At 70.4% G+C, this 13306-nt stretch carries 14 protein-coding genes; 6 read left to right on the top strand and 8 right to left on the bottom strand.

All coding sequences use genetic code 11. From position 1 onward, the window contains the following. The first annotated feature begins 25 nt into the window (after nucleotides 1–25). Complete coding sequence (locus ABIE44_RS10430; protein ID WP_209718462.1) at nucleotides 26–1375, top strand: S1C family serine protease; 1350 nt, start codon at nucleotides 26–28, stop codon at nucleotides 1373–1375. A gap of 121 nt (nucleotides 1376–1496) precedes the next feature. Here ABIE44_RS10430 and ABIE44_RS10425 read toward each other — a convergent pair whose 3' ends face one another. Next, nucleotides 1497–1856 (bottom strand): DUF2200 domain-containing protein, encoded by a 360-nt coding sequence (locus ABIE44_RS10425; RefSeq protein ID WP_209718465.1) that lies wholly within the window; start codon nucleotides 1854–1856, stop codon nucleotides 1497–1499. 95 nt (nucleotides 1857–1951) lie between these two features. Between ABIE44_RS10425 and ABIE44_RS10420 the strand changes: the two genes are divergently transcribed. From ABIE44_RS10420 to ABIE44_RS10410, 3 genes are all read left to right on the top strand, one after another. Further along, nucleotides 1952–2617, top strand: coding sequence for a hypothetical protein (locus ABIE44_RS10420; protein WP_209718468.1), 666 nt, complete (start codon nucleotides 1952–1954; stop codon nucleotides 2615–2617). Between the two features lie 260 nt (nucleotides 2618–2877). Then, nucleotides 2878–3447 (top strand): RNA polymerase sigma factor, encoded by a 570-nt coding sequence (locus ABIE44_RS10415; RefSeq protein ID WP_209718471.1) that lies wholly within the window; start codon nucleotides 2878–2880, stop codon nucleotides 3445–3447. Beyond that, a complete protein-coding gene (locus ABIE44_RS10410) occupies nucleotides 3444–4229 on the top strand; it encodes a hypothetical protein (RefSeq protein ID WP_209718474.1) in 786 nt (261 codons plus the stop codon). Before ABIE44_RS10415 ends, ABIE44_RS10410 begins: the two co-directional genes overlap by 4 nt. 87 nt (nucleotides 4230–4316) lie before the next feature. Here the strand turns inward: ABIE44_RS10410 and ABIE44_RS10405 are convergent, their stop codons facing one another. Further along, nucleotides 4317–4754: a hypothetical protein gene (locus ABIE44_RS10405; protein WP_209718477.1), complete on the bottom strand. Its 438-nt coding sequence runs from the start codon at nucleotides 4752–4754 to the stop codon at nucleotides 4317–4319. Continuing rightward, nucleotides 4751–5791 (bottom strand): SDR family oxidoreductase, encoded by a 1041-nt coding sequence (locus ABIE44_RS10400; RefSeq protein ID WP_354437986.1) that lies wholly within the window; start codon nucleotides 5789–5791, stop codon nucleotides 4751–4753. The genes ABIE44_RS10405 and ABIE44_RS10400 overlap by 4 nt, the downstream gene beginning before the upstream one ends. A gap of 150 nt (nucleotides 5792–5941) precedes the next feature. On the opposite strand from ABIE44_RS10400, the gene ABIE44_RS10395 reads away from it, so the two are divergent. After that, entirely contained in the window at nucleotides 5942–6772 is an 831-nt protein-coding gene (locus tag ABIE44_RS10395; protein ID WP_209718485.1) for a helix-turn-helix transcriptional regulator, read from the top strand. 358 nt (nucleotides 6773–7130) lie between these two features. Then, a complete protein-coding gene (locus ABIE44_RS10390) occupies nucleotides 7131–7949 on the top strand; it encodes a glycosyltransferase family 2 protein (RefSeq protein WP_209718487.1) in 819 nt (272 codons plus the stop codon). Nucleotides 7950–7968: 19 nt separating this feature from the next. On the opposite strand, the gene pabB is transcribed toward ABIE44_RS10390, so the two are convergent. The 5 genes from pabB to ABIE44_RS10365 form a co-directional block, all read right to left on the bottom strand. After that, a complete protein-coding gene (pabB, locus tag ABIE44_RS10385; RefSeq protein WP_209718490.1) occupies nucleotides 7969–9171 on the bottom strand; it encodes an aminodeoxychorismate synthase component I in 1203 nt (400 codons plus the stop codon). Then, the gene (locus tag ABIE44_RS10380; RefSeq protein ID WP_209718493.1) at nucleotides 9168–9731 is read right to left on the bottom strand and encodes an anthranilate synthase component II; all 564 of its coding nucleotides are present in this window, start codon (nucleotides 9729–9731) and stop codon (nucleotides 9168–9170) included. Before ABIE44_RS10380 ends, pabB begins: the two co-directional genes overlap by 4 nt. A gap of 39 nt (nucleotides 9732–9770) precedes the next feature. Next, a complete protein-coding gene (locus tag ABIE44_RS10375; protein ID WP_209718496.1) occupies nucleotides 9771–11720 on the bottom strand; it encodes an anthranilate synthase family protein in 1950 nt (649 codons plus the stop codon). 31 nt (nucleotides 11721–11751) lie between these two features. Further along, nucleotides 11752–12642 carry a phenylalanine 4-monooxygenase gene (locus ABIE44_RS10370; protein ID WP_209718499.1) on the bottom strand — a complete coding sequence of 297 codons (891 nt, stop codon included), beginning with the start codon at nucleotides 12640–12642 and terminating at the stop codon, nucleotides 11752–11754. 121 nt (nucleotides 12643–12763) lie between these two features. Continuing rightward, entirely contained in the window at nucleotides 12764–13276 is a 513-nt protein-coding gene (locus ABIE44_RS10365; RefSeq protein WP_209718502.1) for an Lrp/AsnC family transcriptional regulator, read from the bottom strand. Between the last annotated feature and the right edge of the window lie 30 nt (nucleotides 13277–13306).

Below are 13306 nucleotides of genomic sequence, written 5' to 3'. Positions count from 1 at the left end.
CAGGATCGCTGGGCACGATCGAGGCATGACGGATCAGAACACCCCCGAAGGCAGCGAGAACCACTCCCCGGCTGGGAACGCCGACGGATCGGGTTGGTCCGTCTCGCCACCGCCCCCGGCTGAGACCACGTCGAACCTGTTCGACAAGTTCACCCAGCCGCTGCCGCCGTACCAACAGCCCGTCTCCACCGCGACTGCGACCGCACCCGCACGTCGTACCGGAGGCATCGCGGCGTCGGTCCTGGCGGGTGCTCTGCTGATCGGCGGAGCGGCCGGGGTCGGTGGCTCCGCCTGGTACAACGCGTGGCAGGGCGACGACCCGGTGGTCAACGTCGGCGCCTCGGCGTCCGACCCGGTCAAGGCCACGAACGCGGCCAACCTCCCGGCCGGCTCGGTGGAGAAGGTGGCCGCCTCGGTGCTCCCGTCGGTGGTCAAGATCAACGTCACCGCGCGGTCCGGATCGGGATCCGGCTCAGGGGTCGTCCTGGACGAGGACGGCACCATCCTCACCAACAACCACGTGGTCTCGCTCGCCGGTGACGGCGGCTCGATCACCGTGAACTTCAACGACGGCAAGACCGTCAAGGCCAAGGTTCTCGGCACCGACCCCGTCACCGACATGGCGGTCATCAAGGCCGAGGGCGTCTCCGACCTCACTCCGGCCAAGATCGGGAAGTCCAGCGCGCTGCAGGTCGGCCAGGCGGTCGTGGCCGTCGGGTCGCCGTACGGGTTGAACGCCACGGTGACCACCGGCATCGTCTCGGCGCTCAACCGGCCCGTGTCGGTGCAGACCGAGGAGCAGCAGACGCCGAGCAACCCGTTCGGCTTCGGACAGGAACAGCAGCAGTCGTCCGGCGCGGACAGCACCACCTACCCCGCGATCCAGACCGACGCGGCGATCAACCCCGGTAACTCGGGTGGTCCGCTGGTCGACATGAGCGGCCAGGTCGTCGGCATCAACTCCTCGATCCGCACCGGCGACTCGACGGGGTCGAGCTCGGGCGGTTCGATCGGTCTCGGCTTCTCGATCCCGATCGACGAGGTGCTGCCGGTCGTCAACCAGATCATCAAGGGCGAGGACCCGACCCACGCGCGGCTCGCGATCACCGTCTCCGACGTCGAGTCCTCGACGCTGGCCCAGGGCGCGCTGGTCCGCAGCATCGAGAAGGACGGCGCCGCCGACAAGGCCGGCCTCAAGGCAGGTGACGTGATCACCAAGGTCAACAGCGACCTGATCGACGGCTCCGAGTCGCTGATCGCCACCATCCGTGGGCACCGACCCGGCGAGGCCGTCGAGCTGACGGTCCTGCGGGGCGGCAAGACCCAGAAGATCACCGCCACGCTTGGCTCCGACGCCGACTCGGCGCAGAGCTGACCCGGTCGTTCGTTTCTGGACGTTCGACCTCACGCCGGTCGTCATGTCAGGACGCCTCTCCCACCCCCTGGGGGCGTCCTGGCGGGACGGCCGGCGTTCGGCGTTCCAGGCGCCGTGCGTTCTAGGCGCGCAGCACCTTCTCCATCGCCTTGCCCTTCGCGAGCTCGTCGACGAGCTTGTCGAGGTACCGGATCTTCTGCATCAACGGGTCCTCGACGTCCTCGACGCGGATCCCGCAGACGGTGCCGGCGATCAGCGCGACGTTCGGGTTGAGCGTCGCGGCGTCGAAGAACTCCTCGAAGGTGGTCCCTGCGTCGAGGTGCTGATCGAGCGCCTCCTGGTCGAAGCCGGTGAGCCAGGTGATCACCTGGTCGAGCTCAGCCTTCGTGCGGCCCTTCTTCTCGACCTTGGCCACGTAGTGCGGGTAGACCGAGGCGACGCTCGTGGAGAAGATCCGGTGCACGCCGTCAGCGTAGGCCATGATTGCCGGTCGCCGGGCCGGGTACCTGAGGCCCGGTCGAGGTCGGACCAAGCCGGGGTTCTACCGCGCCCAGGGAGGCGATCAGGGTGACCAGCGTGAACCGAGCCCGTGACGGCCTGGCTGCCGCCGGCGGCAGCGTCCTGTCAGGTGCGGTGGCCGTCCTCGGCGCCGCCACCGGCAGGATCAAACCGTTCCATCCGCATGGGCAACTGCACGCGGCTCGGCTCGTCCGACGTGGCTCCCCCCGGGGCGGGACGCCTTCGGGCGTCGCCTGGATCGACGAGGTCGGGGAGGATGAGGCTGTGGTGCGCCTCTCGGGCGGCGTCGGCCTTCCGCAGGGCTGGCCCGACATCCACGGCCTGGCCCTGGCCACCGGGAACGGAGCCGCGCGTGCAGACGTCCTGCTCGCCGGGACAGGCACCGGCACGGTGACCCGGCACGTGCTGCTTCCGACCCGGCGGGCGTCGGCGCACACGCTCACGACGTTGCTGCCCTACCGGGCTCCGACCGGACCGCTGTACCTCGGAGCCGAACCGCAGGGCGAGGACTTCACGTTGACCTGGGCCAGGTCGAACGGTCCGTGGCACGCGTTCGCCCGCCTCGAGGTCGGCGACGTGCTCACGTCGGGGGACACGATCACCTTCGACCCGGTCCTGCACGTGCCTCAGGGACTCGCGCAGTACGGCTGGGTGCGCTCGCTGCGGGAACCGGCGTACGCCGTGGCGCGGCTGCGCTCAGGACGCTCCGTCGCCGAGAGCTGACCTTCAGCCGAGGTAGTAGTCGGGAGGCATCTGCCGAGTGGACGGCGCGGGCGCGTCGCTCCGTGTCGTGGTCAGGTCGTCGGCGTCGCTGTCGCGGGTCATCTGCACTCCGGTGAGGAGGAGGAGCGACGCTGGTTCTGAACGCCGGCGACGGCTTCTTACCCTCGGCGGTGAGAACCATGCGCGGGCTCGCGTACGTCGCCGTAGGGGACGGGAAAGCTCGGGTGAAACACTTCGCGTGGTCCCGACATGGAGAGGGTATGAACTCGATGACCTTGTCCCCGTCGGAGCGCGAGCAGCGCTTCCGGGCGCTGTACGGCGCGTCGTACGCCGACCTCCTCCGCTTCGTGCGCAGACGGGTGCACCCGACGCACGCGGAAGATGTCGTCGGTGACGTCATGCTCGTCGCGTGGCGTCGGCTGGACGACGTGCCCGACCAGATCTCGGACGCCCGTGCCTGGCTCTTCGGCGTCGCCCGCAAGACGCTCCAGAACACGCGGCGTCGTGAGGACAGGCACGATGCCGTCGCGGTACGCCTCGCCGAGCTCCGGTACGACGACGCCCACGGCGACCACCCGGACCTGGTCGCGTTCCGGAGCGACATCGCCGCGGCCTGGCCCGCGCTGAGCGCGAAGGAGCAGGAAGCGATCGCGCTCTCCGCCCTGGACGGACTCAGCGCGCCCGAAGCGGGGGCCGTGCTCGGCATCTCGGCCACGGCTTTCCGGATCCGACTCTCCCGCGCCCGCCGCGCTCTGCGACGGCACGTCGGGACGACCACCTCCAGCTCTTCCGCCCCCGGCAATCCCGCCTCCGAGAGGACCCTTCCATGAGCAAGCACGACACCGAAGCGGTTACCGCAGCGCTGCGCAGTCTCGACCCCGCGGCCACGGCCCAGCTCTCCAGCGAGGAGCGCCTGAGGGCCGAGGAGACCTTCACCCGGATCGTGGCGACGCCGCACGACCAGCCGGTCGCGTCCGAACCGGCTCGTCCTCGACGGCGCCGTGCCCACCTGCTCGTAGCAGGAGCGCTCGCCGGCGCTGCCGGGATCGCCGCCCCAGTGCTCCTCAGCGGAGGTACCGCCTACGGTTCCTGGACGAAGACACCCACGACGCTCGACGCCTCCGAGGCGGCCGAAGCCGCCGCCACCTGCCGGTCGGTCCAGGACCTGCCGAACCGCGGAGAACGTGTCGCCGTGGCCGAGCGACGCGGTGGGTGGACCTACGTCGTCCTCAACGGTGCGACCACCGAGACGGTGTGCCTGATGCCGCAGGACCTCATCGGCAAGGATCCGGCTGATCGCAGCCAGTTCTTCGGCAGCCACGACACCGACAGGCCGGCGCCCCCGTCCGTCGAGGCGGACGGGATCGAGGAGACCGGCAGCATCCAGGGAAGCACCGACGAGGGCTGGTTCGTCTCGGTCGAGGGCTACGTCGGCGCGGACGTCACCGGCGTCACGGTGCACACGTCGTCGGGACTCGAGATCGAGGCCTCGGTGACCGACGGCCGGTACGCCGCGTGGTGGCCGTCGGAGGAGCAGAGCTCGGAGAACCCCGCCGAGACCTGGACGTACACCGTGCACCTGACCGACGGGACCATCCGAAAGGTCGGCTGACCTGGGGACAACCAGATCGGAGAACCAGATCGGCCGTACGCCCGGACATCGCGTCCGGGCGTACGGCCGGTACTTCTCAGCGCTCGATCAGCACTTTCGGATCTTGGAGATCTTGATCGGCCCGCCGTTGCCGGCGTTCATCCCTCCGACGCCGCCCTGGAGCGAGTAGCCGCCGGTCTTGGGGACCTTGACCGCGCCGACCTTGGAGTACTTACCCTTCGCGATCATCGCGGAGCGCCAGGTGTCGGTCGGCATGTCCTTACCGGCCTGGATGACGAACAGCGAGCCCATGTGCTTGCCGCTCGCGACCTTGCGGGTGTCGAGGCGTCCGTAGACCTTCCACGCGTCGCCCTTGTCGACCTTGCACACGCCGAGCTTGGCCTTCTCGAACTTCTGGACGACGGTGAAGTGCTTCTTCTTCGCCTTCGCGGCGTCGGCGTGCGTGCTGGAAGCCGTGGCGGCGGTCGGTGCGAGGACGGCCAGGACTGCAGCCGATCCGACGATCGCCGTGGTGAGGTTCTTCAAGTGCTCCTCCTGAGCATCTGTGACCCTGATGGTCGGTGAGCGTCGAGCGTAAGCGCGACGACGTCTCCATATGCCCGAATCGGGTGAATCGGACATCGGACAGCGCGCACGTCGGGGATCAGTTGCTGAAGCTGACACCGCTCAGCTGCTCCGAGGCCACCCACATCCGCTTCGCGGCGTCCTGGTCCTCGAGCGGCTTGTACAGCTTCTGCTCCGCCGGCTTCCCGGCCGAGGTTCCCCAGGCCGGAGGGGCCGTAGAACCGACCGCCCACGGCCTCCGGGGAGGTGGCGGCGTACAGGGCGGCCATGCCTGCCGACTCCACGGTCCCCACCACCCCGAGCTTCGACATCAGGCGGACGACGCGGCGTGCGCCGGTGTCGCGGGAGCGGCCGAGCTCCGGCCGAGCAGCCAGCAGGTTCGTCGGCGCAACACCCGGGTGCGCGATGTTGCTGGTGATGCCCCAGCCCTCGGCCAGGCTGCGCCGGTGCAGCTCGAGGCCGAACAGGCCCAGCGCGATCTTGGACTGGCGGTAGGCCTTCATGCCGTCGTACTCGCGGCTCCAGGACAGGTCGTCCCACCGGATCTCCCCGCGGGCAGCGGCCACGCTGAGCTGGGAGGTGACGCGCGCGTTGCCCGCACGCAGGCTCGGAAGCAGGTGCGCGACGAGCGCGAAGTGGCCGACGTGGTTGGTCGCGAGCTGCACCTCGAACCCGTCGACGCTCGTCTGACGCTCGGGCGGCGTCATCAGCCCTGCGTTGTTGAGCAGCACGTGGATCGGCTCGCCCTCGTCGTTCAGGGTCTTGCCCAGCTCAGCGACCGACGTGAGCGAGGAGAGGTCGAGGTCGCGGAGAGAGACAGTCGCGTCGGGGTGCACGCGGCGGATGGCAGCGACGGCGGCGGCGCCCTTGGTGCGGTTGCGCACCGGCAGGATCACCTCGGCACCCGCGCCGGCGAGGTGCGTCGCCATCACGAGTCCCATCCCGTCGCTGGCTCCGGTGATGACCGTGCGCTTGCCGGTGAGCTCGGGGATCTTCATGTCAGGCTCCTTGCCGTCGGTTCGTGGTTGCACGACGAGTCTGCGCAGAGGAACAGATGCCGATCCACGGTCGGTCGATCCAGGGATCGGCGGTCCCTGGATGGCAGCGCCGGGGCCTGCGAGGGTGGGGTCCTCACGAAAGGAGGCGCGGTGGTCGACCGAGCAGAGCTGGCAGGTTTCCTTCGCGGCCGACGCGAAGCGCTGCAGCCCGAGGACGTGGGTCTCCCCCGCGGGCAGCGTCGGCGCACCAGCGGCTTGCGGCGCGAGGAGGTGGCGGTGCTGTGCCACATGTCCACCGACTACTACTCCCGCCTCGAGCAGGAGCGCGGACCCCAGCCGTCCCAGCAGATGATCGCGTCCATCGCGCAGGGGCTGCACCTGAGCCTGGACGAGCGTGACCATCTCTTCCGGCTCGCCGGCCACCACCCACCGAGCCGCGGGGCGGACAGCGAGCACGTGAGCCCTGGGATGCTTCGGATCCTGGACCGACTGAGCGACACGCCCGCTGAGATCGTCACCGAGCTCGGCGAGACCCTGCGGCAGACCCCGATGGGCGTCGCCCTCGTCGGCGACCTGTCCGTGCACCGCGGGCCGGCCCGCAGCATCGGCTTCCGCTGGTTCACCCAACCGGAGACCCGGAACCTCTACGTCCCCGAGGAGCGGGAGTTCCTCTCCCGGATGTTCGCCTCCGGCCTGCGCGAGCTCGCCACCCGGCGGGGACCCGGCTCCCGGGCAGCCGACTTCGCCGCCCGCCTGCGGAAGGAGAGCGCCGAGTTCGAGGCCCTGTGGCAGCTCCACGAGGTCGGCATCCGACCGAGAGAGGTGAAACGTTTCCAGCACCCGCTGCTGGGTGTTCTCGAGCTGAGCTGCCAGACCTTGCAGGACCCCGAGCAGGCGCACCTGCTGCTGGTCTACACGGCGGTGCCGGGCAGTGAGACCTACGAGAAGCTGCAGCTGCTGTCGGTGGTGGGCGCTCCCTGAGAACGCGCACCACCCCGGGACCGGACGCCCCGGGTGCACCCGCCCCGGTCACCCGTCCCGGTCCTGCCCGCGTGCCAACCTGCTGCGGCGGTCCTCCTCCCTCTTGGAGTAGGTCGCCGCCCGGATGGCCTCGTCCGACTCCAGCCCGCTGCCGAGGGTTCCGCGCCCGCGCTCGTCCAAGACGCGTTCCCGACGTCGGTTTGGTCCCCGCTCCTGGAACGCGCTGCCGGCCTGGACGGCACCGGGTGGTCGTCCTGGTGCGACGGCCACGCCGCACACCGGTTCGCCGCGGCCCTCCAGCCCGACGTCGTGGAGTCGGGCGGGCGACGAGGCACGGGGACACGATGACGGGGACGCGATGACGGGGACAGCAGTGGTCACCCTCGCCCACGGTCGGCACGACCACCTGATCCGCCAGATCCGGTCGCTCGCCCTCGGCCGTCGACGCCCCGACCTGCACGTGGTGGTCGCCGTTGCCGACACGCAGATCCGAAACCTCCCGGAGCTGTGCAGGCACAGCGTCGTCGTCCTCGACACGGCCACGGACCCACGGGGCCTCCCGCTGGCCGCCGCGCGCAACCTGGGCCTGCGCGCCGCGACGGACGCGGGGTGCGACGTCCTGATCGCCCTGGACGTCGACTGCCTGGCCGGTCCTACCCTGGTGAACGGCTATGCCGACATCGTCCGTGCGCGTCCCGACGCGGTGTGGTCCGGTCCGGTCACCTACCTGCCGCCTCCCGGCCCCGAGGGGTACCCGTTGCAGGATCTGGGTTCGCTCGACTCCCCCCACCCGACACGCCCCGCACCCGAACCCGGGGAGTACCTGGAGAACGCTGATCCCTGCCTTTTCTGGTCCTTGTCCTTCGCGCTGTCGGCGGACGCGTTCGACCGGTCGGGCGGCTTCGATGAGGCGTACGTCGGCTACGGCGCCGAGGACACGGACTTCGCCCAACGGGCAACCAGGGCCGGGCTCGGACTGGGCTGGGTCGGATCGGCCCGCGCCTACCACCAGCACCACCCCGTCAGCGCTCCCCCCGTCGAGCACCTGGACGACATCCTCCGCAACGCCCGGCTCTACCACGATCGATGGGGCACGTGGCCGATGCACGGCTGGCTGGTGCAGTTCGAGCGGTGCGGACTCGTGCGGCGTACCGAGCAGGGCTGGAGCCGGGTCTGATCGCGTACCGCGAGGACCCCTAGAGAGCCGCCCGCACCCGAGCCGCCTTCCACAGCGTCTCGGCGTACTCCTCGTCGACATCGGAGTGCACGGTGATGCCGCCGCCGGTGCCGAGCCTCCACGGGCCTTCGGCACCTCGGTAGAGCGACCGGATCACCACGCCCAGGTCAGCACGGCCGTCGCCCGAGATCCACCCGAAGGCGCCGGCGTAGATGCCGCGCGGCGCGGTCTCGACCTCGTCGATGATCTCCATGGTGCGCAGCTTCGGGGCGCCGGTCATCGAGCCGGCGGGGAACATCGCGCGCAACGCGTCGACCGTTCCGACGTCGTCACGCAGGCGACCGGTCACGGTGGAGACGAGCTGGTGCACGCTGGGGTAGGACTCGACCTCCATCAGGTGCGGGACCTGGACGGTTCCCGGCTCGCAGACCATCGACAGGTCGTTGCGCAGCAGGTCGGTGATCATCAGGTTCTCGGCCCTGAACTTCGCATCGGTGGCCAGGCGCTCGCGCAAGGCCGCGTCCTCGGCTGGCGTGGCGCCGCGCGGGGTGGTGCCCTTGATCGGGCGGGTCTCGACCCGGCGGTGCCGGTCGATCGTCGCGAAGCGTTCAGGAGAGGCCGACAGCAGCCAGACGTCGCCGTGCCGCAGGACGCCGGCGTACGGAGCGGGGTTGGAGGACCGCAGCCGCCGGTACACCTCGACCGGGTCCCGGTCGGAGGCCTGCTCGACGCGGTAGGTCAGGTTCACCTCGTAGGAGTTGCCGGCGTGGAGGTGCTCCTGGACGACCGCGAACGCGTCGGCGTACGTCGGCGGGGTCGGGTCCTCCGCATCGTGCAGGTCACCGGGAGCGGGCGCGGGAACGCGCCCCTCCTCGACCCGCACGGTCCGTGCGCGCATCCAGATCGCGTCGGGCAGACCCGGGGCGCTTCGGGCGGGCAGGTCGGCGCGGGCGGCGTACCCGAAGTAGCCGACCCAGCTCGTGCCGGCATCACCGTCGAGCCGCTCCTGCAGGGCGGCGAAGATGTCGTCGCCCACGACCTTGCCGCTCGGGTGCTCGACGACCTCACGGCGTGCGGCGTCGTAGACCAGGGACAGGTCATCGGGTTCGAGCCAGCCCATGATCGAGCGCTCGCCGGACCACGGCTGCGACCCGCCGCCGTCGAGCCAGAAGCAACGCTCGTGCTCGGCGGCGATCCGGGCGAACTCGTCGGCGGCACTCACGGTGCACCCAGGAAGTTCGCGACGAGCCGGGCGCCGTGCTGCGACAGGACCGACTCGGGGTGGAACTGGACTCCGTGCAACGGCAGGGTCCGGTGCCGCACGCCCATCACCACACCACCGGCGTGGGCCGTGACGACCAGCTCGTCGGGCAACCTCGTCGCGGCGAGCGAGTGGTAGCGGACGGCCTCGAACCTGGCGGGCAGTCCCGCGAAGACCGCGACGCCGTCGTGCTCGACGACCGCCACCTCGCCGTGCGCCGGAGCGATGCGCTCGACGGTTCCCCCGAAGGAGGTCACCAGCGCCTGCATGCCGAGGCACACGCCCAGAACGGGGTTGCCGAGCTCGAAGATCGCGCGACCCAGAGCGAAGTCGGCCGGGTCGGCAGGATGACCGGGCCCGGGCGAGAGCACGACGTGGGTGTACGCCGCCGCGCGCTCGAGCACGCCTGGTTGGTCGTGCTCGACGACGTCGGGGAGAGCGCCGGTCACGCCGGCGATGAGGTGCACCAGGTTCCAGGTGTAGGAGTCGTGGTGGTCGACGACGAGGACGTTGGCGTTCATGTCACCGGGTTTCGAGGCACCCGCTAGCGCGGCTGCACCTCAACCAACCTGTCCGACCTGACCCGTGCCGACGACGTCGAGGAGGAGACGCTGCAGCAGGGCGACGCCGTTCTCGGTGAGGATCGACTCGGCGTGGAACTGCACGCCGCGGAAGTGCGGGCCGGCGACCAGGTGGACATCACCGGTGGCCGGGTCCGTCTCGACGCGGACGCCCTCGGGGAGCGGGTCGCCCTCGTGCACCCGACCGACGAAGGTGTTGTAGAAACCGACGACCTCGTCGCGACCTCCGACCGACACCGTCGACTGCGTGCCCTGGAAGACGATGTCCTTGAAGGCCAACGGAATTCCGAGGCGGTGGCAGAGGACCTGGTGACCGAGGCACACCGCGAGGAACGGCTTCCCGCTCTCCAGCAGTCCGTCGACCGCGCCGCGGAAGGTGGCGATCTTGGCGCTCGCCTCGTCCCGGGGGTCGCCCGGTCCAGGGCCGACCACCGCCATGTCGTAGGCGTCGAACGCACCCGGGACGAAGTCCTCGTGCCGGATGATCGTCGGCTTCATGCCGAGCACCGCGAACACGTGGTGCAGCATGTTCGCGAAGTCGTCCTCGCCGTGCAGGATCGCGACCGAGCGGCCGACCAGCTCCGGGGCCGGCGCAGCACCGCCCTGGTCGGTCAGCCAGAACTTGGAGAGCCGCTGGTTGCGGGAGTTCAGCGCGATCAGCACGTCCTCGTCGGTGGTCAGGTCCTGGATGGCGGCCGGCGCTCCGGCGGCCGCAGCCGGCACCAGGCCGAACGCGGAGAGGATGCCGCTGGCCTTGGCCATCGTCTCGGCCACCTCCGAGCGCGGGTCGGAGTCGCGCACGAGCGTGGCGCCGGCGGTGACCTTGAGCGCGCCGGTCGCGGAGACGTCCGCCGTGCGGATCAGGATCGGGGAGTCGGCCGTCTGCGCACCGTTCTCGTCGCGGCCGATCAGCGCCAGCGCTCCGGCGTAGTAGCCGCGGCCCTCGGGCTCGTACTGCTTGATCAGCTTGCAGGCGTTCTCGACCGGGGCACCGGTGACGGTCGCCGCGAACATCGAGTCGCGCAGCACGTCGCGCACGTCGCGGTGGGTGCGACCGGCGAGCAGGTACTCCGTGTGCACGAGGTGCGTCATCGGCTTGAGGAACGGGCCGAGAACCTGACCGCCCTCGTGGCAGATGTCGCACATCATCTTGAGCTCCTCGTCGACGACCATGAAGAGCTCGTAGATCTCCTTCTCGTCAGCGAGGAACTCCAGCAGCTTCTCCTTGCGCTGCTCGGGCTCCAGGCCGCGGAGCCGGAAGGTGCCGGAGATCGGGTTCATCCGGACGTCGCCGCCCTGGACGCTGACGTGCCGCTCCGGTGAGGCGCCGATGAGGAAGCGCTCGCCGGTCCAGAAGCAGTAGGTCCAGTAGGCGCCGCGCTCGTTCTCGAGCAACCGGCGCAGCACGGTCAACGCCTTGGCCGCACCTGTTTCCGGGCCCCAGTCCTCGAGCTGCGCGCGGTAGTGCCGACCGACCACGAGGTTGGCGCCCTCCCCGTTGCCGATCTCGTCGGCGATGATCTGCTCGACGACGGCGGCGTACGCCTCGTCGTCGGTCTCGAAGCCGCCGCGGTCGGCGAAGCCGATGTCCTCGTCGGGCAGCGCCGCCAGCAGGTCGGCCAGCGGCACCTCGACCTCGGACTCGATCGCCACGACCGCCAGCGGAGCGCCGTCGTCGTGCACCTCGAAGCCGCGCTCGGCGACCTGGCGGAACGGCACCGCGACGAGAGCGTCGTACCGACGTCCAGGCTCGGCGGGGCCGTCCCCGACGGGAACGTCCGCGAGCTTCTCAGCCGCCACCAGCGGGCCGCCGACCAGCGTGACCGTCGCACTGTCGCGTACCCGGATGACCGCCCACGCCTGCTGCCCCGTCACCTGCTCGAGGGCGGCCCGGGCATCAGGGCGGGCGGAGGGCTGGGTCGCGGTCATGGCCAGACGCTACCAACGCCGCGCGGCACCCTCAGAGGGGTTTTGCCGCGGCGAGACGCGCCGGGGTGTCGTCGTCGACCGCGGCGAAGAACCCGCCCACCGCGTCGACCATGTGGCCGAACGACTCCGCGGCGAACAGGACCTGCTGGTAGTGGGTGATGTCGTAGTCGATCGTCGCCATCTGGGCGAAGTCGAGCGGTCGGATCTCCATCGAGCGGAACTCCTCGATCTCGCCGTACGACGACAGGATCCCCGCGCCGTACGCGCGCAGCTCGTCGCCCTCCCGGAGCACCCCGAACTCGATGGTGAACCAGAAGACGTCGGCGACGGCCTTGAGCGCCTCGGGTGTGCTGACCCGTCGGGCAGCCGCCCCCGCGAGCCGGTTGAGCTCGGCCACCTGCGGGTCGGCGAGCAGGTTCCCGTGGCCCATCACCTCGTGCAGGATGTCCGGCTCCGGCGTGTACAGCGGTGCCGCGTGGTGGCGCAGGTACTGGGTCGAGTGGAACACGCCGTCCTCGAGCGAGCCGTAGAACTCCTCGAGCGGCACGATGCCCGGCGCCGGCACGTAGCGGAACCCCGTCAGCGGCTGCAGGCCGGCCGACACCTCGTCGAGCTGCGGCACCCGGTCGCGCGGCAGGTCGAGCGCCTGGACGGCGTCGCGGAACGGCGTGCAGGCGTACTTCTCGTGCAGCGGCTCGAGGTGCTCGCAGACGGTGCGCCACACCTCGTGCTCGATGTCGGTGTAGTCGATCCGCGGCGTGGAGGCCGCCGGGTCCCACGCCAGCGCTGCGGCCGCGATCGCGTTGCGTCGGCGCTGGTACTCCGGGTCGTCCAACCCGGGGTGCCCCTCGACGAGGTGGACGGTGACCTCACCGTTCTCGTCGGTGGTCACGGGTGAGTAGAGCTGAGCTTCCTCGAACATGGCGCCTCCTGTCCGACGAGCACAGCATCGGGACCCGGACACGGCAACGTGTGTACCCACGGATGGGCAACGTGCGCAGATGTGCCAGTCGAGGGGATCCTCAACTAGGCAATCTGATCAGTCAGGACCGTCGGTACGCCGGCGCCCGCCGGCTCGGCAGCGGTTCGTTGCTCGCCAGCAGCGGCAGCATCCGCGGGGCGATCAGCACGGAGAGCACCATCACGCTGGTCGACCGCACCACCGAGGACGCCTGGTCGATCCGGACCAGGGTCGCCTGCAGCTCGGGGTGCGAGCGGGTAGCGACCCGGCAGAGCACGTCGTACGAGCCCGTGGTCACGTACGCCTCGAGCACCTGCGGGATGTCGGCGAGGTCGCGCGTCACCTCGTCGAGGGCACCTTGCGAGATCTCGAGCGTCACGTACGCCTGCACCTCGTACCCGGCGGCCGCAACGTCGAGGCTCGGCTCCCAGTCGGCGATGACACCCGCCTCGGTCATCCGCCGGAGGCGGCTGGCGACGGTGGCGCGGGCGACCTTGGTCTGCCGGGAGAGCTCGAGGTCGCCGGCACGCGGGTGCTCGGCGAGCGCGGAGAGCAGGGCGATGTCGATCTCGTCGAGCGCGGTGGCCTCAGGCATGGCACTTGCTTACCAGATTGTGCAGTTCTC

The organism is Marmoricola sp. OAE513 (genome assembly GCF_040546585.1).
Classification (GTDB): domain Bacteria; phylum Actinomycetota; class Actinomycetes; order Propionibacteriales; family Nocardioidaceae; genus Marmoricola.
This window is presented reverse-complemented; position numbering and strand designations above follow the sequence as displayed.